Annotated in this window: 19 protein-coding genes; 10 read left to right on the plus strand and 9 right to left on the minus strand. The window is 69.0% G+C overall.

What is annotated here, in order from left to right; translation table 11 throughout:
* Nucleotides 1-27: 27 nt before the first annotated feature.
* Nucleotides 28-1,215, minus strand: a complete 1,188-nt coding sequence (locus SAOR_RS14760; protein ID WP_123632101.1) for an ABC transporter substrate-binding protein — start codon at nucleotides 1,213-1,215, stop codon at nucleotides 28-30.
* An 881-nt stretch (nucleotides 1,216-2,096) separates the two neighbouring features.
* Between SAOR_RS14760 and SAOR_RS14765 the strand changes: the two genes are divergently transcribed.
* Together SAOR_RS14765 and SAOR_RS14770 are read left to right on the plus strand one after the other, a co-directional pair.
* Nucleotides 2,097-2,879 carry an enoyl-CoA hydratase gene (locus SAOR_RS14765; protein WP_123632102.1) on the plus strand — a complete coding sequence of 261 codons (783 nt, stop codon included), beginning with the start codon at nucleotides 2,097-2,099 and terminating at the stop codon, nucleotides 2,877-2,879.
* Nucleotides 2,876-4,504 (plus strand): alkaline phosphatase family protein, encoded by a 1,629-nt coding sequence (locus SAOR_RS14770; RefSeq protein ID WP_123632103.1) that lies wholly within the window; start codon nucleotides 2,876-2,878, stop codon nucleotides 4,502-4,504. The genes SAOR_RS14765 and SAOR_RS14770 overlap by 4 nt, the downstream gene beginning before the upstream one ends.
* 84 nt (nucleotides 4,505-4,588) lie before the next feature.
* On the opposite strand, the gene SAOR_RS14775 is transcribed toward SAOR_RS14770, so the two are convergent.
* The 4 genes from SAOR_RS14775 to SAOR_RS14790 all read right to left on the minus strand — a co-directional run bounded on the left by SAOR_RS14775 (nucleotide 4,589) and on the right by SAOR_RS14790 (nucleotide 12,685).
* Entirely contained in the window at nucleotides 4,589-8,038 is a 3,450-nt protein-coding gene (locus SAOR_RS14775; RefSeq protein ID WP_123632189.1) for a pyruvate carboxylase, read from the minus strand.
* Between the two features lie 416 nt (nucleotides 8,039-8,454).
* Complete coding sequence (locus SAOR_RS14780; protein ID WP_123632104.1) at nucleotides 8,455-9,273, minus strand: ZIP family metal transporter; 819 nt, start codon at nucleotides 9,271-9,273, stop codon at nucleotides 8,455-8,457.
* Nucleotides 9,274-9,275: 2 nt separating this feature from the next.
* Complete coding sequence (locus SAOR_RS14785) at nucleotides 9,276-11,453, minus strand: TonB-dependent receptor (protein WP_123632105.1); 2,178 nt, start codon at nucleotides 11,451-11,453, stop codon at nucleotides 9,276-9,278.
* A gap of 626 nt (nucleotides 11,454-12,079) precedes the next feature.
* Nucleotides 12,080-12,685 carry a TetR/AcrR family transcriptional regulator gene (locus tag SAOR_RS14790; RefSeq protein WP_123632106.1) on the minus strand — a complete coding sequence of 202 codons (606 nt, stop codon included), beginning with the start codon at nucleotides 12,683-12,685 and terminating at the stop codon, nucleotides 12,080-12,082.
* A 103-nt stretch (nucleotides 12,686-12,788) separates the two neighbouring features.
* Here SAOR_RS14790 and SAOR_RS14795 point away from each other — a divergent pair, with 103 nt between their 5' ends.
* The 7 genes from SAOR_RS14795 to sat all read left to right on the plus strand — a co-directional run bounded on the left by SAOR_RS14795 (nucleotide 12,789) and on the right by sat (nucleotide 18,145).
* A complete protein-coding gene (locus SAOR_RS14795; protein ID WP_123632107.1) occupies nucleotides 12,789-13,112 on the plus strand; it encodes a DMT family transporter in 324 nt (107 codons plus the stop codon).
* Complete coding sequence (locus SAOR_RS14800; RefSeq protein ID WP_123632108.1) at nucleotides 13,109-13,423, plus strand: DMT family transporter; 315 nt, start codon at nucleotides 13,109-13,111, stop codon at nucleotides 13,421-13,423. Before SAOR_RS14795 ends, SAOR_RS14800 begins: the two co-directional genes overlap by 4 nt.
* Before the next feature lie 363 nt (nucleotides 13,424-13,786).
* Nucleotides 13,787-14,041: a Trm112 family protein gene (locus tag SAOR_RS14805; RefSeq protein WP_123591372.1), complete on the plus strand. Its 255-nt coding sequence runs from the start codon at nucleotides 13,787-13,789 to the stop codon at nucleotides 14,039-14,041.
* On the plus strand, nucleotides 14,038-14,892 hold the full coding sequence (locus SAOR_RS14810) for a 6-carboxytetrahydropterin synthase (RefSeq protein ID WP_123632109.1): 855 nt from the start codon (nucleotides 14,038-14,040) through the stop codon (nucleotides 14,890-14,892). The genes SAOR_RS14805 and SAOR_RS14810 overlap by 4 nt, the downstream gene beginning before the upstream one ends.
* Before the next feature lie 71 nt (nucleotides 14,893-14,963).
* Entirely contained in the window at nucleotides 14,964-16,298 is a 1,335-nt protein-coding gene (locus SAOR_RS14815) for a dihydroorotase (RefSeq protein WP_123632110.1), read from the plus strand.
* Between the two features lie 79 nt (nucleotides 16,299-16,377).
* Nucleotides 16,378-16,815 (plus strand): ferric iron uptake transcriptional regulator, encoded by a 438-nt coding sequence (gene fur, locus SAOR_RS14820; protein ID WP_123632111.1) that lies wholly within the window; start codon nucleotides 16,378-16,380, stop codon nucleotides 16,813-16,815.
* 145 nt (nucleotides 16,816-16,960) lie between these two features.
* Nucleotides 16,961-18,145: a sulfate adenylyltransferase gene (gene sat, locus SAOR_RS14825; RefSeq protein ID WP_123632112.1), complete on the plus strand. Its 1,185-nt coding sequence runs from the start codon at nucleotides 16,961-16,963 to the stop codon at nucleotides 18,143-18,145.
* A gap of 111 nt (nucleotides 18,146-18,256) precedes the next feature.
* Here the strand turns inward: sat and SAOR_RS14830 are convergent, their stop codons facing one another.
* The 3 genes from SAOR_RS14830 to SAOR_RS14840 all read right to left on the minus strand — a co-directional run bounded on the left by SAOR_RS14830 (nucleotide 18,257) and on the right by SAOR_RS14840 (nucleotide 20,296).
* The gene (locus tag SAOR_RS14830) at nucleotides 18,257-18,448 is read right to left on the minus strand and encodes an acetyltransferase (RefSeq protein WP_123591377.1); all 192 of its coding nucleotides are present in this window, start codon (nucleotides 18,446-18,448) and stop codon (nucleotides 18,257-18,259) included.
* A gap of 544 nt (nucleotides 18,449-18,992) precedes the next feature.
* Nucleotides 18,993-19,976, minus strand: coding sequence for a cation diffusion facilitator family transporter (locus SAOR_RS14835; RefSeq protein ID WP_123632113.1), 984 nt, complete (start codon nucleotides 19,974-19,976; stop codon nucleotides 18,993-18,995).
* Between the two features lie 5 nt (nucleotides 19,977-19,981).
* Nucleotides 19,982-20,296, minus strand: a complete 315-nt coding sequence (locus SAOR_RS14840) for an ArsR/SmtB family transcription factor (protein WP_123591379.1) — start codon at nucleotides 20,294-20,296, stop codon at nucleotides 19,982-19,984.
* Nucleotides 20,297-20,386: 90 nt separating this feature from the next.
* Here SAOR_RS14840 and SAOR_RS14845 point away from each other — a divergent pair, with 90 nt between their 5' ends.
* Nucleotides 20,387-21,124: an HAD family hydrolase gene (locus SAOR_RS14845; protein WP_123632114.1), complete on the plus strand. Its 738-nt coding sequence runs from the start codon at nucleotides 20,387-20,389 to the stop codon at nucleotides 21,122-21,124.
* On the opposite strand, the gene gltX is transcribed toward SAOR_RS14845, so the two are convergent.
* Entirely contained in the window at nucleotides 21,075-22,517 is a 1,443-nt protein-coding gene (gltX, locus tag SAOR_RS14850; RefSeq protein ID WP_123632115.1) for a glutamate--tRNA ligase, read from the minus strand. The two genes, SAOR_RS14845 and gltX, sit on opposite strands and share 50 nt — an antisense overlap.
* Nucleotides 22,518-22,569 lie beyond the last annotated feature (52 nt).

A 22,569-nucleotide genomic window follows, 5' to 3' on the forward strand; every position in this document is an offset into this window, starting at 1 on the left:
GCCGGCGGGCATCGGGCGGCGGCCGCGCTACTCGGCCACGCGCGGGCAGCCGGATTCGGCCAGCGAAGCGTAGGCGCGGTCGCCGGGAATCGTGCGTTCGATGGTGGCCAGATCCCACGTCCCCTCGGACTCGGACGGCTGCTTGGCCTTGAGCAGATACATGTCGTGCTCAAGCAGGCCGTCGTCGCGGATCGTGCCGCCCTGGGCGAAGAAGTCGTCGATCGGCTTGTTGCCCATGGCTTCGCGTACCGCATCGCTCTCGTCGGTGCCCGCCGCTTCGACCGCTTTCAGATAGGCCATGGTCGCGGAATAGAGCGCGGCGTGCGGGGAGGTCGGCGTGGTGCCGCCGTTGTCGAGATAGCGCTCGGTCCACTCGCGCGAGGCCTCGTCCCGATCCCAGTACCAGCCGGTGGTGAACTGCAGCCCGGCGGTCGTCTCCAGCCCGAGGCTGCGGATGTCGGACAGCAGCACGAGCATGCCGGCCAGCTGCTGGCCGCCCGCGACGATGCCGAACTCGTTGGCCTGCTTGACCGCGTTGGTGGTGTCCTGACCGGCGTTGGCGAGCCCGATCACCTGCGCGCCCGAGCTCTTAGCCTGCAGCAGGTAGGAGGAGAAGTCATTGGTGTTCAGCGGCGCGTTCACCGAGCCGACGACGCTGCCGCCGAGCTCCTCGACCACGGCCCGGGTGTTCTTTTCGAGCGAATGCCCGAAGGCATAGTCGGCGGTGATGAAGAACCACTTCTTACCGCCGTTCTTGACGATGGCCGTGGCCGTGCCGACCGGCAGGGCATGGGTGTCGTAGCCGTAGTGGATACCGTACTCGGTGCAGGACGCGCCGGTGAGCTCGGAGGTGGCCGAGCCGGTGTTGATGGTGATGATGCCCTTCTCGGAGGCCAGATTCTGAACCGCCAGCCCGACCGCGCTGTTGGTCAGATCCATGATGACGTCGACGCCGTCGCGATCGATCCAGGCGCGCGCCGTGGCCGAGGCGACATCGGCCTTGTTCTGGTGGTCCGCGGAGACCACCTCGATCGGCTTGCCGAGGACCTCGCCGCCGAAGTCCTCCGCCGCCATCTCCACCGCGGCGACCGCGCCGTCGCCGGAGAAGCCGCTGGAATACACGCCCGACATGTCGCCGAGCACCCCGAGCTTGACCTGACCGTCGTCGTTGCCCGCGGCCTGGGCCGGCAGACCGACCCCGACCGCCGCCGCCATGACGCACCCTGCCAGTACACGTTGCACGCTGACCATCGCGAATCTCCTCGCATCGTTGTTTTTATGTCTTTGGTTGCACAATGCAGCACGCCGTGTTCGGCGGCCCATTCAACTTTGGTGGAACAGCCGGCTCCGCGGCGTTCGGCGGACGCGTCACTGCGACAATCGATCGCCGTCGCGGCCGTGTCGCCGCCGTTCAGAAGACCTGCCACGGCGTGCCGATCACGGCCGCGCCCCGACGGTCGAAACGGCCGAATCCACGATGGCTGAGGCGCGATGCCCGGCGCCCGCACGCAGCGCCGAGCAGGCCGCGAGACTGACGCCCGCGCGACACGACGCCCTCGGAAAAGGCCAGCCCCGATCGCCGGCACACCGGCCCTGCGCCGTGCACGCCGCACCCGACCGACCGTTTCCGCCCCCCGCTCGCGCGTCGAAGCACGGCGACAACCCGGCGGGCTCCGTCGAGCCGCGATGCGACCGGCGCGGCCGCCCGGCGCGTCATGCCGCCGACGGCGACCGGCTCGGCCGCAGCAGCCCGCGGTGCCCAAACGTCCCCGCTTGCCGGCGCGACGCCGAACGAACGCGGCCGGGTCGCTCTGCCCGATGACGCGTGGATGCGCGAGCGCCGCCGCCAGCCCGCCATCGCCGTGGCCGGTTGCCCTGCCCCGCTCGCGTGGACCGTCCTCGCGGACGCGCGCGAGGCCGGCCTGCGGCATCCCGGACAGCACCTCCGCCGTCCGCGGGCCGGGGCGCCGTACCGACATCGCCCCGGGCGGCGCCCGCGTAACATGGACGCATCCGGTGACGGCCGCCCGCCTTCCGGCCCCACTCCGACACGGGCACGGCGGCCGTCACCCCGTCCGACCGACACGGAGACACGGATGAGCGCATCGATCCCGGATTTCGAGCACGCCCGGCTGACCTGCGACGACCGCGGCGTCTACACGCTGACGATCGTCGAGGCCGGCGCCCTGAACATTCTCGGCACGCCGGTGCTGCGCGGGCTGACCGACGCGCTGCAGTGGCTGGCCGGACGCACCGATCCGCGCGTACTGATCCTGCGCGGCAGCGGCGAGCGCGCCTTCGTCGCCGGCGCCGACATCCACGAGATGGCCGCGCTGGCGCCGGAGTCCGCGCGGGCCTTCATCACCCGCGTGCGTGCGCTGTGCGATGCGGTGCGGGCGCTGCCGGTACCCGTGATCGCCCGGGTGCCGGGCCACTGCCTCGGCGCCGGCATGGAGCTGGCCGCGGCCTGCGACATCCGGCTGGCCGCGAGCGCCGCCCGGGTCGGCATGCCCGAGGTGCGCGTCGGCCTGCCCTCGGTGGTGCACGCCGCGCTGCTGCCGGGCCTGATCGGCCAGGGCGCCAGCGACTGGCTGACGCTGACCGGCGAGACGGTCGACGCCGAGCAGGCCCGGGCCTGGGGATTCTTCCAGTTCGTCGCGGAGGCGCAGGAGCTGGACGCCCTCGTCGAACAGAGCGCGGCCGCGATCGTCGCCGCCGGAGCGCGGGCTGTCGGCGCCCAGAAGCGGCTGAACCAGCACTGGGCCGATGCCGATCTCGAGACCGCGCTCGATCACAGCGTGTCGGTCTTCGGCGCGGCCTTCGAGACCGACGAGCCGGCGCGCTGCATGGCGCCGTTTCTGCGCCGGCGGAGCGGGTGATCGCGCTACTGCCGCACCGTACGCTGCGGGCCCGGGTCGGCGCGCCGCTGGCCATCGCGCTGGCCTATGCGGTCTTCGCCCTGCCGGCCGCACCCGCCGCGCCGACGGCCTATATCGGCCTGCCGATCGAGCTGGCGCTGCTCGTGCTCGCGGTCCTGATCATGCCGGCGCCGCTGGCCCGGGCGACGCGCCTGGGGGCGACGCTGGCCGTGGGCCTGCTGCTGCTGTTCAAGCTGGTCGATCTCGCGACCCGGCTGGCCATCGGCCGCAGCTTCAACCCGGCGCTGGACGCCGCCCTGCCCGGTTTCGGCTGGAACGTGCTCTCGCGGGCGCTCGGCCCGGGGGTGGCCGCGCTGCTGCTGGCCGCGATCGCACTGCTGTTCTTCGGCCTTCTGTGGCTGATCGCGGCCGGGCTGCGCGGACTGCAGGATTGGCCGCGTTCACGGCGTCGGGCCGCCGCGATCGCGAGCGCCGGCCTCGCGGTCGCGGGCACACTCCTGCTGCTGGCGCCCGCAGCCGCGCGCCCGCCGCTGGTGGGCATCGACAACAGCCGCCTGCTGCTGGCCCGGGTGACCGAGACCCAGCGCGCGCTGCGCGATCTCGCCGTCTTTCGCGCGCGCCTGGCCAGGGGTTCGGCAACCGCCGACGACGGCGCCGATTTCGGCCCGCTGGCGGGCAAGGACGTGCTGTTCGTATTCGTCGAGTCCTACGGCCGCACCGTGTTCGAGCGGCCGCGCTATGCGGACACGATCGGCCCGCGGCTGGCCGCATTCGAACGCCGGCTCGCCGACGCCGGCTTCGGCGCGCGCAGCGGCTGGCTGACCTCGCCGACCGTGGGCGGCCAGAGCTGGCTCGCCCACGGCACGCTGTTCTCGGGGCTGTGGGTGGACAACCAGGCGCGCTACGAGCAGCTGGTGGCCAGCGAGCGCGTCTCGCTCAACCGTCGTTTCCGGGCGGCGGGCTGGCGCACGGTCGCGGTCATGCCCGCCATCACCCGGGCCTGGCCCGAGGGCGAGTGGTTCGGCTACGACCGCGTCTACGGCGTCGACGATCTGGGCTATGAAGGCCGGCCCTTCAACTGGGTGACCATGCCGGACCAGTACACCCTGGCCGCACTCCAGCGCCGCGAGCTCGCCCGCGGCGACGACGACCCGGTGATGGCCGAAGTCGCGCTCATCTCCAGCCACGCGCCGTGGACGCCGATTCCGCCGCTGCTGGACTGGTCGGCGGTGGGCGACGGCCAGGTGTTCGACGCCTACGCCGACGCCGGCGATCCGCCGTCCGTGGTCTGGCAGGACAACGAGCGCGTGCGCGCCCAGTACCGCAAGGCCATCGACTACGCGCTGGCGACGCTGGCCTCCTTCGTCGAGACCTACGGCCACGAGGATCTGGTGCTGGTGATCCTCGGCGATCATCAGCCCGCGCCGCTGGTCACCGGCGATGCGGCGACCCGGGACGTGCCCGTGCATCTGATCGCCGCGGACGCCGACGTGCTGTCGGCGATCGACGGCTGGCAGTGGGCGCGGGGCATGCGGCCGACCGCGACGACACCGGTCTGGCGCATGGACGCGTTCCGCGACCGTTTCCTCGACGCCTTCGAGTCCGGCGACCGCACGGCCCGATAGACGACCGTCGGCGCCGCAGCCGCTCGCCGGGCGCTGGGCCGAACCCGTTGCTGCCGGGCCGGGCGGCGGCCGGCCCGGCGTCCGCTAGCCGCTCTCCAGGGTCACCAGCAGATCGCCCGCCGCGACGGTGACGCCGCTGGAGACGTGCAGCTCGGCGACCCGGCCGGCGTGCGGCGCCGAGATGGTGGTCTCCATCTTCATCGCCTCCAGCCCGAGCAGCGCCTCGCCGGCGGCGACCTCCTGGCCGACCTGCACGGCGGTATGCACCACCATGCCGGGCATGGGCGCGCCGACGTGATCGGGATTGGCCTTGTCCGCCTTGGGGTGGGCCGCGGCGGCATCGCTGCCGGCCTTGGCGATGCGGATCGGCCGCGGCTGGCCGTTGAGCTCGAAGAACAGCCGCACGATGCCGGCCTCGTCGGCCTCGGCCTGCCCCTGCAGGCTGATGATCAGCCGCTTGCCGGTCTCGATGTCGACGTGGGTCTCCTCCTCGCCGCGCAGGCCGTAGAAGAAGACCTGGGTCGACAGGCCGCTGACGTCGCCGTAGCGCTGCCGGTGCGCGACGTAGTCGGCGAAGACCTTCGGATACATCAGATGCGAGGCCAGTTCCGCGTCCGAGAGCTCGGCGCCGAGCGCGGCTTCCGCGGCCTGCTTCTCCGCGGCCAGGTCCACGGGCTCGAGCAGCGCGCCCGGCCGATCGGTCAGCGGCGGTTCGCCGCGCAGCACCTTGGCCTGCAGATCCTTCGGGAAGCCGTCGGCCGGAAAGCCGAGCTCGCCCTTGAACAGCGCGACGACCGAATCGGGAAAGTCGATATCGACGTTCGGATCGGCGATCTCAGCCGCGGTGCGATCGTTGGAGACCATGTGCAGGGCCATGTCGCCGACCACCTTGGAGGTGGGCGTGACCTTCACGATGTCGCCGAACAGCTGGTTCACCTCGGCATAGGCCTTCGCGATCTCGGGCCAGCGCTCGGCCAGGCCCAGCGCGCGGGCCTGCTCGCGCAGATTGGTGTACTGCCCACCCGGCATCTCGTGGCGATAGACGTCGGCCGTGCCCGAGCGCACGTTGGCCTCGAACGGCGCGTAGACGCTGCGCACGCCCTCCCAGTAGTCGGACAGCGACTGCATGCTTGCACGGTCGAGGCCCGGATCGCGCTCGGTGTGTTCGAGCGCGGCCGCCATCGAGCCGAGGTTCGGTTGCGAGGTCAGCCCGCTCATCGAATCCAGCGCGCCGTCGATGGCGTCCACGCCCGCCTCGACCGCGGCCAACAGCGTGGAGGCCGCGATGCCGGAGGTGTCGTGGGTGTGGAAGTGGATCGGCAGGCTGATCTCTTCCTTGAGCGCCCGCACGAGCGCGCGCGCCGCCTTCGGCCGGCAGATCCCGGCCATGTCCTTGATGCCCAGCACGTGGGCCCCGGCGGCCTCCAGCGCCTTCGCCTTGTCGACGTAGTACTTGAGGTTGTATTTCGGCCGGCCTTCGTCGAACAGATCGCCGGTGTAGCAGATCGCGGCCTCGCAGACGGCGCCGGCCTCGATGACCGCGTCCATGGCCACGCGCATGTTGTCGACCCCGTTGAGCGAGTCGAACACGCGGAAGATATCGATGCCGTTTTGAGCCGCCTGGGCCACGAAGTAGCGCACGACGTTGTCGGGGTAGTTGGTGTAGCCGACCGCGTTGGAGGCCCGCAGCAGCATCTGCAGCGGGATGTTGGGCGCGGCTTCGCGGATGCGACGCAGCCGGTCCCAGGGGTCCTCCTTGAGAAAGCGCAGGGCGACGTCGAAGGTCGCCCCGCCCCAGCATTCCAGCGACAGCAGCCCCGGCAGCAGGCGCGCGTAGTGGGGCGCGACGGCGGCGATGTCGCGGGTGCGCATGCGGGTGGCCAGCAGCGACTGGTGGGCGTCGCGCATGGTGGTGTCGGTGAGCAGCACGCGTGGCTGGTCGCGCAGCCACTGGCCGAAGGCGGCCGGGCCGCGCTCGAGCAGTTCGTCGCGGAGCCCGCGCGGCGGCGGCGCGGTCAGGTCGCAGGCCGGCAGCGGCGCTTCGGGGAAGACGCCGCCGGGCACGCTGCGGCCTTCCATCTGCGGGTGGCCGTTGACGGTGACGTCGCCGATGTAGCGCAGCAGCCGCGTCGCCCGATCCTGGCGGGTCTTGAACTCGAACAGCTCCGGCGTGGTGTCGATGAAGCGCGTGGTGTACTCGGCCGCCGCGAACTTCGGGTGGCCGATGACGTTCTCGAGGAACTGCAGGTTGGTCGACAGCCCGCGGATGCGGAACTCGCGCAGCGCGCGATCCATGCGAGCGATGGTGGCGTCGACCGTGCGCGCCCAGGTCGTGACCTTGACCAGCAGCGAGTCGTAGTAGGGCGTGATCACCGCGCCGGTGTAGGCGGTGCCGCCGTCCAGACGCACGCCGAAACCGGCGGAACTGCGGTAGGCGGTCAGGCGGCCGTGGTCGGGGGCGAAGCCGTTCTCGGGATCCTCCGTGGTCACGCGGCACTGGAGCGCGTGGCCGTCTATGGTGATCGCGTCCTGGCCCGGCAGCGCCTCGTCCGCACCGATGGCCCCGCCCTCGGCGATGCGGATCTGCGCACGCACGATGTCCACGCCGGTGACTTCCTCGGTGACCGTGTGCTCGACCTGAATGCGCGGATTGACCTCGATGAAATAGAACGCGCCGCTGTCCACGTCGAGCAGGAATTCCACCGTGCCCGCGCCGACGTAGCCCACCTCGCGGCACAGGCGCAGGGCCGCGTCGCACAGGCCCGCCCGGGTCTCGGCGTCCAGATAGGGCGCGGGCGCGCGCTCGACCACCTTCTGGTTGCGCCGCTGCACCGAGCAGTCGCGCTCGAACAGGTGCACCACGTTGCCGTGGGCATCGCCCAGAACCTGGACCTCGACGTGGCGGGCTCGCTCGATGAGCTTTTCCAGATAGACGGCGTCGTTGCCGAACGCCGAGCCCGCCTCGCTGCGCGCGGTGGCCACCTCGCCGAGCAGCGCGTCGGCATCCTCCACCCGCCGCATGCCGCGGCCGCCGCCGCCCCAGCTGGCCTTGATCATGATCGGGAAGCCGACGTCCGTCGCGGCGCGCTCGACCGCGGCATCGTCATCCGGCAACTCCTCCGAGGCCGGCACCACCGGCACCCGCGTGCGCTCGGCGGCATGCCGGGCCGAGACCTTGTCGCCGAAGGCCTCGAGCACCTCGGCAGGCGGCCCGATGAAGATGATGCCGGCCTCGGCACAGGCCCGCGCCAGCGCCGGATTCTCCGACAGAAAACCGTAGCCGGGATGAATGGCATCCGCGCCCGCCGTGCGGGCGATCTCCACGATCGTTTCGATATCCAGATAGGCCGCGATGGGCTTTTCGCCCTCGCCGACCAGATAGCTTTCGTCCGCCTTGAAGCGGTGCAGGGCGAAGCGATCCTCCTGGGCATAGATCGCCACCGTGCGGATGCCCATCTCGTTGGCCGCGCGCATGACGCGAATGGCGATCTCGCCGCGGTTGGCGACGAGCAGCTTCTGTATCTTTTCCGGCATGAACTCCCCCGACACAACGTCGCTGCGTGCCAGCGTACGCTGCCACATGCGTTCTGTAACTGGATGCTGTTTACAGTATACGAAAAGGCACGACAAGCGCCCGATCGCGCCAAAAAGAGCCCCGATGTCGGGAGGCGTAAAGACATCGGAGCAAGACGAGACATCGACACGACGCAGTTGAGGGGTCGCCGGCAGTCGAACGGTCCCCTGCCCGCCCGGCAACGCCTGAGTCCACGGCCGCCCGGCACGCGGATCGAACGCACGCGTCGTCGGTCACTAAGCAAACATCGACCCGCGCCGCGCGCCGCTCGACGCGGTTCACAGCGATGGGCGTGATCGGCCGTCGGCGATCGCCCTTGGGCGCATACCGCCTGCGGTGGCGAACGCCATGCCGAGCGCCCCATGCAGACGAACGCTCAGCCGAAGGCGATACGCAGCGCCATCATCAGGCCCATGCCGACGCCCACCGGCAGCCAGATCCGCCAGCCGGGCGACTCGACGGCCGCGCCGCCGGGCCCTTCCAGCGCCACGCATTCCAGGCCGACGTGCAGGAAGACGCCGGCGGCCAGCCCCTGGCACACCGCGCCCACCGCGGCAGAGGGCGGCAGCACTGCGCTGGCCGTTGCGACCGGCACCGCCACGACTCCCACCGCACAGGCCGGCAACGCGACGCCGGCGAGTGCCCCGCCCTGCGCGCGCAGGCGGCGGGCGACGGCGTAACCGGCCGGCAGTTTGTGCGCGACGATGACCGTGCCCAGCCACAGCCCGAGCTCGGGCATCTGCCCGTAGAGCATGCCGATGACCACACCGGCGCCGGCTGAATGCACGGTCAGCGCAATCAGACGGGATTCGCCCAGCGCGCCCGGCGGCCAGGCCCGTTCGCGACAGGTCCGGTGCAGCGCAAGGCCGAACAGCAGTCCCAGCGCCACGCCCAGACCCGCCAGCGGCGGGTCCAGTTCGATCGCCGCCGGCAGCAGCAGAACACAGGCCGCCGCTATCATCGCGCCCCCGGCCACGCCGTCGAGGGCCTGCCATGCCGTACTCGAGCCCGTCGCCCGGTAACCAAGCACGGCGCCGGCAGACATCCCGGCACAGGCGACCAGGGCGATTAGGGCGACCTTGTCGTATCCGGCCAGCGCGCCGAGCGCGACCACGCACAGAAAGACCAGCCCTATCGCATGGCCGGCGCCGCGCCCGCGCGGGTCGGCCGCTGCACCCGTACCGGTATGGCCCATCGCTAGCCCCCGAACGGCAGACGCGCGGTCAGCCGGATGTCACGCCCCGGCGACAGCGCATAGCCCTTGTAGGTATCGAGAAAGCCGCGATAGTCCTCGTCGAGCAGGTTGTTGACGGCCAGATCGAGATGCACGGTCTGACCGGCGATCTGCGGTGAAAACCCGGCACCGAGATCGACGAGATAGTAGTCGTCGGTCGAAGCCGAGCCGAACGGCGCATCGTCGAACTGGGCGAACGGCTCGCCCGGCGCGGCGTCCTTCGACGCGTAATAGCTGAGCTTGACCGAGGCCCGCGGATCGCGCAGCCAGCCTTCGTTGGCGGGCGTGAAATCCGCGCCGAGGCTGACGCTGTCGGCCGGCAGCAGCGGCAGTTCGTCGCCGTTGTCGCGGCGTTCGCCGTCGACGGTCTCGCCGGTGAGCGACAGAGTGACGGCATCGCTGACGTCGGCTTCGATCGACAACTCGGCGCCGATCAGCCGTGCATCGGTCTGGTCGTTCGCCAACACCGGCAGGCCGGCCATGGTTTCGCCGGTATCGCGCAGGAAGATGTAGTTGTCGATCGTATTGCGATAGACGGTGGCCTTGGCCCGCAGGGTGTCGGATGCCCAGCGTAGCGACAGGTCGGTATTCAGCGAGGTCTCTTCCTCGAGGTCCGGATCGCCCACCTGGAATGCCGCGACGCCACCGTGCTGGCCGGCCGCGTACAGCTCGAACAGGCTCGGTGAGCGAAAACCGCGACCGACGTTGGCCGCGACCGACAGCCGGTCGGTCAGGCTGTAGATACCACCCAGGGAGCCGGTGATCACATCGTAGGACTGTTTGTCGGCATCGACCACGCTGGCCGAGGGGTTGGCCGTCTTGGACGCCTCGCCCTCGACTTCGTGATGGTCGTAGCGCAGCCCGGCCTGAAGCAATAGATCGCCGATGCCTTTCTCCTCGAACGCGAAAATCGCAGCATTGTCGACGGTGCCGCCCGGCGAGAGCTGGGTGGTGCCGCGCGAGACCTGGTCCTTGGTGACGTATTCGATACCCACCGTGCCACCGTCCAGCCCGAGGACCGGGCCGTGCTGGCCTTCCAACCGTGCGGTGTACTGATCGAATTCGATATCGATGGCGTTGTCGAAACCGGCCGCGCGCGGCGTGCCGGCCACGTTCGAGCGGCGACGGTTGTTCTGCCAGACGAGCCTGGGTTTCCAGGTGATGCTGCCGACCTGTTTCTCCCCGGCGAGCTCGATCTGTTCGTTGTCGATGTACTGGCCCACCCCTTCTTCGCCGGCCGCGGGCGGCAGATTGCCGGCCGGCGGCGGCAGCAGGAAGTTGTGTTCGTCGTTGAAGCGCGAATAGCGCGCGGTCCACTTCCCGCCGTCGTCGTCGCGATAGCCGAGCGCGAAGTCGCCGTTGACCTGGTCGAAATCGGTATACCCCAGCTGGCCGGTATAGGCCGGCGCATCCCGGAACCGTTCGGCCGGCGGCGGCGGGAAATAGGTCGACTCATCCGGGGTTTCGATATCGCCCGCGCTGCGCCGGACGATACCGGCGGCATAGCCGAGGCGGCCGTTGCCGCCGCTGGCCTTGATGCCGGTATCCCATTGGTCGTTGTTGGTGGAATAGCGGGTGAGCGTTTCGCCTTCGACCGGGGTATCCCAGGCGATGTCGGGCGGCAGCAGGTTGATCGCGCCGCCCAGCGCGCTGGAGCCGTAGAGCACGCTCGATGCGCCGCGCACGACTTCAACGCGATCCAGCAGGAACGTGTCGGTGGTCGGCATATGACGTACGCCGAACTGCTGGTGATCCACGCCCACGCCGTTGGACAGGATCTTGATGCGCTCGCCCGACAAGCCGCGGATGACCGGTTTGCCCACACTGTTGCCGGTGCTGATCGAATTCACGCCGGCCAGATCGTCGACCGCTTCGCCGAGGTTGCTCGCGCCCTGGGCTTCCATCGCATCGGAATCGACGATATCGACATCGGCGGCCTGCGACAGCGGGCTGCCGGGCAGCGGCGCGCCGGTGACCGAAATCGGGCCGAGCGCACGTTCCGTTGACGGCGCATCGAGGGCCCCGAGCGATTCTGCCGCGGAGCCATCCGCGTCCTGAGCTGCGGCATACGAATGAAATAACGTTGCAGCAACCAGGCCGGCAATGCCGACGTGGCGCCGGCGCGTAGGCGATGCCCCCATGAAATGCTCCCTTGTCGAATGATGGTCCTGAGACGCGGCCTATATTGTTATATTATTACGTTTCAATCAAGCCTCGATCGCGGCGAACGCGCGCCACGCTCGAATAAGGGTTCTGGCAAGGTCCGGACAGGGCCGGCAGCGCGCCCTCGTTCCCGTTCGACAAGCGGCCCTATCGTGGCCGCCGACGCTGGAGACGAAGCGGTACGGGGTGTCGCGACTGCGTTTCCGGCATCTGGGCCGGGCCAGTTTGGCTGCCAGCGTTCTCCCCATCGGTGGCCGGAGCCGTCGACCCGCGCGAGACGAGGCGCCAGTCGGGGCGCGTCTGCGGCGACGCCATGGCCTGGCGACGGCTCATGCGCCCCCGCGCCGGGTCGCCGTCGCGCGGCGGAACGGAATGCAGCACGTGCAGCACGGTCACGTCACGCCAGCGGGCCGCAACGCTGATTGCCGCAGTGTGTTCGTTTGATGAGGCGCTCGGACAGCCGGGGCGGTCCGCCCATGAGCCATTCGCGAACGGGTACCCCGCGGCGTTGCATGTCTCGATCGTGGCGTCGCGGTCGGCGACCGCGCCGTGCAGCAGCCCGTGCAGTCTCTGACGCAGCGTTCTCGAGACGTCGTGACAGACGCTAGGAACGCGCCCCGACCAGCCCGGCCCGGAACACCTGCCAGGCCGAATCCAGCCGGCGGCGATACTCCGCCTCGTCGTAGATGAAGCGCTCGGTGTAGAGCCCGTCCATCAGGCAGTAGAAGGCATCCGTGAACGTCCGGCAGGCCAGCCCCGGCCAGACGTTCTCGCGCATGCCCTGAGCGTGCAGCGCCTCCAGCGCCGCGTCGATGCGCGCTTCGCTGCGGGCGTTGATCTCGCGAATCGCCGCCCGCAGCGGCTCCGGTGGAAACAGCAGGAAGCGTTTGTAGAAACTGCCCTGGTCCTCGGCGAAGATGAAGGCGCCGAGATCCTCGATCAGGGCGCGCAGGCGTGTCTCGACCGGGGTGTCGGCGTGGCGCGCCAGGCTGGCGTCCTGGATCTCGAAAAAGCGCGCCTCGACCCGTTCCACGAGCGATAGGAACAGCGCCTCCTTGCTGCGGATATGGTTGTACAGCGACGGCTTGCGGATGCCCACGGCATCGGCGATCTGGCCGAGCGTGGTCGCCTCGTAGCCTTGACGGGCGAACAGTCGCAGCGCCGTGTCGTGGATGCGATCGGCGGTGGGCACGCGGGTCGAGCTGGACATGTCGGCATCTTAACCCGGCCCCGGCGTTGCGGCCCTTGCAGTTGCCTGTGACGACCTTATACTAACGACCGTTAGTTCGTATTCGTTTCATCCGGAGTATGCGATGAGATCCTGGGCATGGCTGGTCGCCGCCGCGCTCACCGAGGTGGGCTGGGTCGGCGGCCTCAAGGCCGCGGACGGCGCACTCGACTGGCTGGCGACGGCGGCCTGCGTACTCGCGAGTTTTGCGCTTGCGCTGGGTGCGGCCCGCCGTCTGCCGGCCACCACCGTCTACGTGGTGTTCGTGGGTCTGGGCGCGGCCGGCACCGCCATGCTCGACGCGGCCGTTTTCGGGCAGGCGCTCGGCCCTGCGGCGCTGGCCTGCCTGACCTTGCTGATCGGCGGCGTCATCGGGCTCAAGCTCACGTCCACCGGGAACCAGCGATGAGCTGGCTGTTGCTGCTCGCCGCGGGCGGCTTCGAGATCGTGGGCGTGGCGGGCTTCGAGCGCCTGACCCGGCGCCGATACGCCACCGGCCTGGCACTCGGCGTCCTCGGCTTCGGCCTCGGCCTGACCTGCCTGCGACTCGCGATGGCCGATATTCCCATGGCCGTGGCCTACGGTGTGTTCACGGGCATCGGCGCGCTCGGCAGCACTGTCGTCGGCATCGTCTGCTGGGGCGATTCCGCGCGCCCGGCGCGACTGGCCTGCATCGCGGCGATCGTGATCGCGGTGGCCGGCCTGAAGGCCACGGTCTGAGGCCGGGCACAGTGCCAGGGTATGTTGACGTATCGTCCGAACGCTTTGGTTTCCGACCGCAAATCGTGTCCGGCAAGGCGCGAGCCGCCGGCTCTGGGCGTGCCGCGGCACAGGCTCGCAACGCCGCCGGGCGCCCCTAGTGGTTTTGTGGGCGGCCCAATCCTTCGGGACGAGCGCCCGGAAAATCAACGACAAGACGGCAATCCAGCGTTGTCGCACGCTGGTGCAGAGTGACTGCACGGCGCGCACTACGCCTCGTCTTGCCGCCCATGGTCAAATTTTCAGGAAGCGCTTGGCGCGGATTCGTACAAAACGTCAACAGGCCCTAGAATCCGCACATCACCCGACCGCTCAGGCCGTTTCGTGGACAAGCAACTGCTCGACATCCTCGTCTGCCCCGCCACCGGTGCGGCGGTCGCACCGGCCGAAGCCGGGACGCTGTCCCGCCTGAACGCGGCGATCGAGGCCGGCCGCGCCCACTATGCCGACGGCAGCCCGGTGGATCGCCCCCTGCAGGCCGCGCTGATCACCGCCGACGGGATCACCGCCTATCGCGTGGACGACGACCTGCCGGTGATGCTGCCCGAGCGCGGCATCGACCTCTCCGACGCGGTGTGAAGCCGGGCGACACCGTCGATCTGTTCGTCGAGCAGGTCACCCACATCGACTGCGGGGTTCTGGATCCGGACACCGGCCTCGACGGCCGCACCTGGCTGGTCGACGCCCGCCTGTCGGGCACGCGCGACGCCCACGGCATGCTGTTCGACTTCGGCCCCGCCCGGCGTCTGCTCAAGCGGGCGATCGACGAACGCCTCGACCACCGGCTGCTGGTCCCGCTGCGGGCGCCGGGGCTGTCACGTCACGGCGATGACCTGCGTCTGACGACCACCCGCGGCGCCCACATCGATTACGCCGGCCCGGCCGAGGGCGTGGCGCTGCTCGACGCCGAGCGCATCGGACCGGCGCTGCTCGCGGACTGGCTCACCGACCGCATCGCGCCGCTGCTGCCGGACAACATCGACGATCTGCAGCTGTCGCTGCGGGCCGAGGCCATCGACGGCGCCGCCTACCACTACTGCCACGGGCTGCGCAGCCACGACGGCAACTGCCAGCGCATGGGACACGGCCATCGCTGCCGGCTGGCGATCGCGGTCGACGGCCGCGACGACCCGGCGCGGGCCCGACGCTGGGCCGAGGGCTGGCAGGGGGTGTTCATCGGCGACCGCGCGGATCTCGCCCGCCGCGACGCCGACGGCCGCCACCACTTCGACTACGTCGCGCCGCAGGGACGCTTCGCCCTGACGATCGACGCGGGGCGCTGCGTGCTCCTCGACGGGCCGCCGACGGTCGAGAACGTCGCCGCGCACATCGCCGACACACTCGCCGCCGAGCTGCCCGACCGACACCTCGAGGTGCGCGCCTACGAGGGCGTCGGCAAGGGCGCGATCGTGTGCCGCGGTCCGGCGTGAACGTGCCCGCCCTGCCGCGACCCCGCGGCGGGCGCTAAACTGAGCCCCGCCATACGACGAGCGCTGCCGCCATGAGCGATTATCTGATCACCAACGCCTGCCTGGTCAACGAGGGCGAACGCCGCGAAGCCGATGTGCTGATCGGCAACGGCCGCATCGAGAAGATCGCCGCCGCCATCGATGCCCCGGCCGGGGTCGAGGTCATCGACGCCGCGGGCCGGTTCCTGCTGCCCGGCATGATCGACGACCAGGTCCATTTCCGCGAGCCCGGCCTCACCGACAAGGCCGACCTGGCCAGCGAGTCGGCCGCGGCGGTGGTCGGCGGCATCACCAGCTTCATGGACATGCCCAACGTCAAGCCGCCGACCGTGGATCACGACGCGCTGGTGGCCAAGCACGCGCTGGCCGCGGGCCGCTGCAGCGCGAACTACGGCTTCCACTTCGGCGCCACCAACGACAACATCGAGCAGATCAAGGCGCTCGACACCTCGCTCGCCGCAGGCGTGAAGATCTTCATGGGGGCCTCCACCGGCCGGATGCTCGTCGATGACGACACAGCACTCGAACAGATCTTCGAGCATTCGCCGCTGACCGTGCTGACCCACTGCGAGGACACGCCGATGATCGAGGCCAACGCCGCGCGGGCCCGCGATCACTACGGCGAGGACGTGCCCATGAGCCAGCATCCGGTGATCCGCTCGCGCGAGGCCTGCTACGCCTCCTCCTCGAAGGCGGTCGACCTGGCGCGCCGGCACGGCACGAATCTGCACATCCTCCACATCACCACCGCGGACGAGCTCGACCTGTTCGCGCCCGGACCGATGGCCGGCAAACAGATCACCGCCGAGGCCTGCGTGCATCATCTGTTCTTCGACGACAACGATTACGCCGCGCGCGGCACGCTGATCAAGTGCAACCCGGCGATCAAGACCGCCGCCGATCGCGCGGCACTGTTGAAAGCCGTGGCCGAAGACCGCATCGATGTGCTGGCGACGGATCACGCCCCGCATCAGGCCGAGGAGAAGGCCAACGCCTACTTCAAGGCGCCGGCGGGCCTGCCGCTGGTCCAGCATGCGCTGGTCTCGCTGCTGGATCACGTCTCGGCCGGCCACTTCAGCCTGGAGCAGCTGGTCGCCAAGGCCGCGCACAACCCCGCCGAGCGTTTCGGGGTGGCCGGGCGCGGCTACCTCCGCGAAGGCTACTGGGCGGATCTGGTGCTGGTGGACATGGCCGGCCGGACCGCGGTGGACGACGAGCCCATCCACGCCAAATGCGGCTGGTCGCCGTTCGCGGGACACGTCTTCACAAGCCGCGTCACGAGCACTTTCGTATCTGGCCAACTGGCCTATCATGAAGGTAAACTTAGCCAAGGCTGTATCGGTCGCGCGCTGACGTACGATCGATGAGCCCGGCTGAATCCGAATCATTCAGCGCCGCGGCGGTCCAACGACGCGCGACCGCCCGCCACATTCGAGGTGTTGAGCCATGCAATCCAGCGATCTGCGCAAAGCCGGACTCAAAGCGACGCTGCCGCGCCTGAAAATCCTGGAAGTGCTCCAGAGCAACAAGCAGGACCACCTGTCCGCGGAGGACGTGTATCGCCTGCTCATGGAGGACGAGGAGGACATCGGCCTGGCCACCATCTATCGCGTGCTGTCGCAGTTCGAGGACGCCGGCCTCGTCATCCGCCACCACTTCGAGGACGGTCATGCCCTGTTCGAGCTCGAGCAGGGCCCGCACGATCACCTGATCTGCGTGAAGTGCGGCAAGATCGAGGAATTCTTCGACGACGAGATGCAGCAGCGCCAGCGCGACGTCGCGCAGAAATCCGGCTTCGACCTGTCCAAGCACACGCTCGTGCTCTACGGCGAATGCCAGGCGGACAACTGCGAGAACAACACCGGCAAGAAGAAGCCCTCCTGAGGCCGCCCGGCCGGCGCCGCCCGCCGGCTTGCGTTAGAATCCCTCCCGTTCAGACGAAAGCGCGGTCCGGCCGCGCTTTTTCTCGTGCCGGCGGGGCGGACCCGCGGCGGGCGCGGGCTCCATTCATCAACGCAGACGCGATGCCATGATCAAACCGCACGGTTCCGATACGCTCAATCCGCTTTTCGTGGCCGACGAGACCGCCCACGGCCAGCTGCTCCAGGAAGCGCACGAGCTGCCGTCGATCACGCTGTCCTCGGCCGCGGCCGCCAATGCCGTCATGCTCGGCGCGGGCTACTTCAACCCGCTGACGGGCTACATGAGCAAGGCCGACGCGCTGTCGGTCGGCGAACACATGCGCACCACCGACGGCCTGTTCTGGCCGGTGCCGGTGCTCAACGTCACCGACGACATCGAGCCCATCAAGGGCGCGGCCCGCATCGCCCTGCGCGACCCCAACGTCAAGGGCGAGCCGGTGATCGCGGTGCAGGACATCGAGGGCATCGACGAATTCAGCGACGCCGAGCTGGAGACCCTGACCGGCCAGATCTTCGCCACCAACGATCCGGCGCACCCCGGGGTGGCGACGTTCAACGGTCTGGGCCGCTACGTCATCCACGGCCCGATCCAGGTGCTGAACTTCAGCTACTTCGAGACCGAATTCCACGAGACCTTCCGCACCGCGGGCTCGATCCGCGAGGAATTCGCCGAACGCGGCTGGGACAAGGTCGTGGCCTTCCAGACCCGCAACCCCATGCACCGCGCCCACGAGGAGCTGTGCAAGATGGCGCTGGATGCCACCGGCGCCGACGGCATCCTCATCCACATGCTGCTCGGCAAGCTCAAGCCCGGCGACATCCCGGCGGGCGTGCGCAACGCCGCCATCCGCAAGATGGTGGACGTCTACTTCCCGCCGAACACGGTGATGATCACCGGCTACGGCTTCGACATGCTCTATGCCGGCCCCCGCGAGGCCGTGCTGCATGCCGTGTTCCGCCAGAACGCCGGCTGCTCCTATCTCATCGTCGGCCGCGACCATGCCGGCGTGGGCGATTTCTACGGCCCCTTCGACGCCCAGACCATCTTCGAGGAACGGGTGCCGGACGACGCGCTGGAGATCGAGATCTTCGCCGCCGACCACACCGCCTTCTCCAAGAAGCTCGGCAAGGTCGTGATGATGCGCGACGTGCCCGACCACACGAAGGACGACTTCGTGCTGCTCTCCGGCACCGCGGTGCGCGAGATGCTGGGCCGCGGCGAGGCTCCGCCGGCGGAATTCTCCCGGCCCGAGGTCGCCGAGATCCTGATGGACTACTACCAGAGCAAGTAGCCCGGCGCGGGCGGCGGGTCGTCATGGCCCGCCGCTTTCATCCGCGTGGAAACCGGGGCCGCCGCGTTCGGCCGTACGCCTGCCGAGCTGGCGGCGGCTGGCGGCGGGGCGTCACGCCGTATCGTCGGCGCCGGCCGCCAGCACGCTCTCCAGATCCAGGCGGCGCATCGTGCTGATCGCCACCTCGAGGGCACCTTCGCCGCACAGCCCGGACACCGCCGCATCCTCGTAGCCTTCCAGCGCGGCAGCGATACAGGCCTCGCGGATACGTTCGGCAAGCGCCAGACGTTCTGAGTCGTTCATCGCGTTCCTCCTCCTTCGGCATGCACCGTGTTCCCGGGCGACCGCGGGCCGACGCCAGAACGCCGCCCCGGCGCGGCCCCGACGGATGATCCGGCGCCTGCGCCCGACCGGCTCCATCTCGCGGTCATCCGCGGCCTGGCCCCGACCCGCGCGGATCGCATTGCCACAGGCTCCGTGATCCCGCCAGACCCACGGCGCCGTCCCTGTTCGGCGCCCGGGACGAACCACCCGACACCGCCGGGCACGATTTCGGAGGCAACCCGCAGGGCCGCTCGTGTGGTACCGGCTACCGGGATCGCCTCTGGCTCCGGCAGCACGACGGCACGACGCGCCCGGCGACCTGTGCTGCACGAGCGTCGTCTGCCGGCGCGCCATACGCGGGTCGCGCCGACAGACTCTCACGCGCCGTGGCGCGCGTTCGCGGCATGCATCCCGGCTGACTGTTCGCGTCGGGCAGGGCGCGGTATCGGGGCTCATGGCCGTGGCTGAGGTGCCATAATGCGAAACACGCCGGAAACAATACGATGAATCGTGCGACAGGGCACTAGCTGGCGATGCCGCAGTCCGGCTCGCAGACGCAGTCGCGTGCGGTCGCCCGGTCCTCGGGCTGGAGCGTGGTGTGCGTGATCGCGTACTTGTCCGCCAGCAGGCGCTGCAGGCGCGGCAGGATCGCCTGCCACTCGGACAGCCGCGCGATCTCGATGTGGGCGGCCAGCGCACGCTGGCTGGACGAGAGGCTCCAGATATGCAGGTCGTGAACGGACCGCACGCCCTCCACATCGGCGAGCTCGCGGCCGACGGCACCGGCGTCCACGCCCTTGGGCACGCCTTCCATGAGCACATGCACCACATCGCGCAGCAGCCGCACCGCCGAGACCAGGATCAGTACGCTGACCAGCAGCGAAAGCAGCGGGTCGATCGGCATCCAGCCGGTGAGGATGATGATCAGACCGGCCGCGAGCGCGGCCACCGAGCCGAGCAGGTCGCCGATGACGTGAATGAGCGCGCCGCGCACGTTCATCGTCTGCTCGCCGCGCATGAGGATCACCGCCACTCCGATATTCATGAGCAGCCCGATCGCGGCGATGATCATCACCGGCGCGCCGGCCACCGAGCGCGGCTCCGCGAAGCGCTCGATCGCGGACACGGCGATGGCGACCACCACCACGATCATCAGCACCGCGTTGATCAGCGCGCCCAGCACCTCCGCACGCTGAAGACCGAACGAATGCATCTTGGACACCGGGCGCTTGGCCATCCAGGCCGCGAGCGCGCCGATCGCCAGCGACGAGCTGTCGGTGAACATATGCCCGGCGTCGGACATCAGGGCCAGCGAATCGGCCCACCAGCCGCCCACAGCCTCGACGACGGCGAAGGACAGCGTGAGCAGCAGCGAGAACACCAGCACACGACCGCTGCCGCCGTGATGATGGTGCCCGCCGAGACCACCGTGGTCGTGATCGTGGTCATGGTCGTGGTGGGCATGACCGTGTCCGCCGTCATGTGTGTGGTCGTGCGTATGGGCCATGGCTACTACTCCTCGTCGCTGTGCTCGACCATGTCGCGCAGCACGCGTTGCACATGCGCGTCGGCGGCGACATAGAACACCTGCTTGCCGCGGCGCTCCGCGCGCAACAGGCGTGCAGAGCGCAACAGCCGCAGGTGATGGCTTGCCAGCGACATCGAGATATCGATATCGGCCGCCAGCGTCTGCACGCTTTGCGGCTCTTCGAGGCAGGCATAGACCAGCGACAGGCGGTTGGGCTCGCCCAACAGGCGAAACATCTCGGCCAGGCGCGATGTCTGGCCGGTGCTCAGAACCTGCAGTTCAAGATAAGTGGTCGTCATGCATACCTCGACAATTGAACAAGCATTGTATCGACCACACCGCTGTTATGGTGTTGCGTCTTTCATTGCCTGCCGCCGCGCCCCGAAGCCATGCGTTCGCACTATCGGCTGCTGAGCTTCGACGGCGACATGACGCTGTGGGATTTCGAGGCGGGCATGCGCGCCTCGCTCGACGCCACGCGGCGACTGCTTATCGAGCGGCGGCCGCAGATGGCCGATACGCTCGCCGATATCCAGCCGATGATCGCCATCCGCGATCGGCTGCTCGCCGATCCAGGCGCTGCGGGCCTGTCGTTCGCCGAGATCCGCCGCCGCGCGTTCCAGACATTGCTCGCCGAATACGACGCCCCGGATGACGCGCTCGCCGCCGAGCTCTATGACGCCTATCTGCAACATCGGTTCGACACCACGCCGCTATATGCCGATACGGCCGCGCTTTTCACGAGCCTCGATCCCGCCCTGTGCCTGGCGTTGCTTTCCAACGGCAATACACACCCGAAGCATCTGGGCATTGCCGATCGCTTCGACGTGATCGCGTTCGCGGACGACACGCATCGCCCCAAGCCCGCGCCCGATCTGTTCGAATATGCCTTCGAACGGCTCGGATGCCGGGCCGACGAAACGATGCATATCGGCGATTCGCTGGAAACCGATATCGCCGGGGCCAACACCGTGGGCGCGACCTCGGTCTGGCTCAATCGCGACGGTCGGCCCAACGATACCGCGATCGTGCCCGATTACACGATCGCCAGCCTCGCGAAACTGGACGCGCTGCGCGCTAGCCTTTCAACGCCGCGAATTCGGAGACCGCGGCATCGAGGCGCGTGAGCGTTTCCTCGCGGCCGAGCAACGCCAGCGTATCGTCGATCGAGGGCGAGACCGGGCCACCGGTCACCGCGATCCGGATCGGTTGGGCGACCTTGCCCATGCCGACCTCGTTGTCGGTCGCTACCTGCTTGACCACGGCACTTGCCGCCTCGCCGTTCCAGTCGTCGAGGGCAGCCAGGCTGTCGCGGACCTGGGCGATCAGGTCGGGCGTGGCGGTCTTGATATGTTTCTTGACCGCCTTGGGCTCGTACTCGGTCACCGACTGGAACACGAACAGACTCTGCTCGGCCATCTCCCGCACGGTCTTGCAGCGGCCTTTCTGGATCGCCGCGATCTCGGTCAGACGGGCGTCGTCCACGCCGTCGATGCCCAGTCGCGCAAGATGCCACCGCAGCTCACCGACCAGGTCTTGCGGCGCGGCCATCTTCAGATGTTCCTGATTCACCCACAGCAGCTTGTCGGGGTCGAAGGTCGAAGCCCCGCCCTGTACGTTTTCGATATCGAAATGCTCGAGCATCTGCTCGCGGGTGAAGATTTCCTGATCGCCGTGGGCCCAGCCCAGGCGCACCAGATAGTTGAGCAGCGCCTCGGGCAGATAGCCCTCTTCGCGATAGCGCATCACGCCGACCGCGCCGTGGCGCTTGGACAGACGCTTGCCGTCGGGGCCGAGAATCATTGGCACATGGGCATAAACCGGCAGATCACCGTCGTCACCCACGAGCGCTTTCAGGATGTTGATCTGGCGCGGCGTGTTGTTCACATGGTCGTCGCCGCGAATGACATGGGTGATGCCCATATCCATGTCGTCGACCACGACACAGAAGTTGTAGGTGGGCGTGCCATCGGCACGGGCGATGACCAGGTCGTCCAGTTCGGTGTTGCTGATGGTGATATCGCCTTTCACCAGGTCGTGGATCACCGTATGGCCGTCCAGCGGCGTGGCAAAACGGATCACCGGATCGACCCCGGCCGGCGGCTCGGGCAGCGTCTTGCCCGGCATCGGCCGCCAGGTCCCGTCGTATTTCGGCTTTTCGCCTTTCGCACGCGCGGCTTCGCGCATGGCCTCGACTTCCTCGGCGCTCGAATAGCAGCGATAGGCCTTGCCTTCGTCGATCAGCCGGTCGATGACGTCGGCATAGCGATCGAAACGCCGGGTCTGGTAATAGATCTCACCGTCGTGTTCGAGATCCAGCCAGGCCATGGCATCGAGGATCGCCTGCACGGCTTCATCGGTGGAGCGCTCGCGGTCGGTATCCTCGATACGCAGCACGAATCGTCCATCGCCGGGGCCACCGCTGGCCTTGGCGTGCAGCCAGGAATACAGCGCGGTACGCGCACCGCCGATATGCAGATAACCGGTCGGGGACGGGGCGAAACGGGTGACGACGCTCATCGATACACCTTGGGCAGCGGGGCGTGAAAGGCGCGTAGTTTAGCAACCGGCG

Origin of the sequence: Salinisphaera orenii subsp. orenii MK-B5 (assembly GCF_003788635.1) — a bacterium.
GTDB classification, from domain to species: domain Bacteria; phylum Pseudomonadota; class Gammaproteobacteria; order Nevskiales; family Salinisphaeraceae; genus Salinisphaera; species Salinisphaera orenii.

What these genes read in the sequence shown, in the direction of transcription:
- SAOR_RS14815 (WP_123632110.1), top strand. Translation starts at nt 14,964, where the DNA reads ATGAGCGATTATCTGATCACCAACGCCTGCCTGGTCAACGAGGGCGAA.
- SAOR_RS14845 (WP_123632114.1), top strand. Translation starts at nt 20,387, where the DNA reads ATGCGTTCGCACTATCGGCTGCTGAGCTTCGACGGCGACATGACGCTG.
- SAOR_RS14765 (WP_123632102.1), top strand. Translation starts at nt 2,097, where the DNA reads ATGAGCGCATCGATCCCGGATTTCGAGCACGCCCGGCTGACCTGCGAC.
- SAOR_RS14775 (WP_123632189.1), bottom strand. Translation starts at nt 8,038, where the DNA reads ATGCCGGAAAAGATACAGAAGCTGCTCGTCGCCAACCGCGGCGAGATC.
- fur (WP_123632111.1), top strand. Translation starts at nt 16,378, where the DNA reads ATGCAATCCAGCGATCTGCGCAAAGCCGGACTCAAAGCGACGCTGCCG.
- SAOR_RS14840 (WP_123591379.1), bottom strand. Translation starts at nt 20,296, where the DNA reads ATGACGACCACTTATCTTGAACTGCAGGTTCTGAGCACCGGCCAGACA.
- SAOR_RS14800 (WP_123632108.1), top strand. Translation starts at nt 13,109, where the DNA reads ATGAGCTGGCTGTTGCTGCTCGCCGCGGGCGGCTTCGAGATCGTGGGC.
- SAOR_RS14760 (WP_123632101.1), bottom strand. Translation starts at nt 1,215, where the DNA reads ATGGCGGCGGCGGTCGGGGTCGGTCTGCCGGCCCAGGCCGCGGGCAAC.
- sat (WP_123632112.1), top strand. Translation starts at nt 16,961, where the DNA reads ATGATCAAACCGCACGGTTCCGATACGCTCAATCCGCTTTTCGTGGCC.
- SAOR_RS14795 (WP_123632107.1), top strand. Translation starts at nt 12,789, where the DNA reads ATGAGATCCTGGGCATGGCTGGTCGCCGCCGCGCTCACCGAGGTGGGC.
- SAOR_RS14785 (WP_123632105.1), bottom strand. Translation starts at nt 11,453, where the DNA reads ATGGGGGCATCGCCTACGCGCCGGCGCCACGTCGGCATTGCCGGCCTG.
- SAOR_RS14790 (WP_123632106.1), bottom strand. Translation starts at nt 12,685, where the DNA reads ATGTCCAGCTCGACCCGCGTGCCCACCGCCGATCGCATCCACGACACG.
- gltX (WP_123632115.1), bottom strand. Translation starts at nt 22,517, where the DNA reads ATGAGCGTCGTCACCCGTTTCGCCCCGTCCCCGACCGGTTATCTGCAT.
- SAOR_RS14835 (WP_123632113.1), bottom strand. Translation starts at nt 19,976, where the DNA reads ATGGCCCATACGCACGACCACACACATGACGGCGGACACGGTCATGCC.
- SAOR_RS14780 (WP_123632104.1), bottom strand. Translation starts at nt 9,273, where the DNA reads ATGGGCCATACCGGTACGGGTGCAGCGGCCGACCCGCGCGGGCGCGGC.
- SAOR_RS14830 (WP_123591377.1), bottom strand. Translation starts at nt 18,448, where the DNA reads ATGAACGACTCAGAACGTCTGGCGCTTGCCGAACGTATCCGCGAGGCC.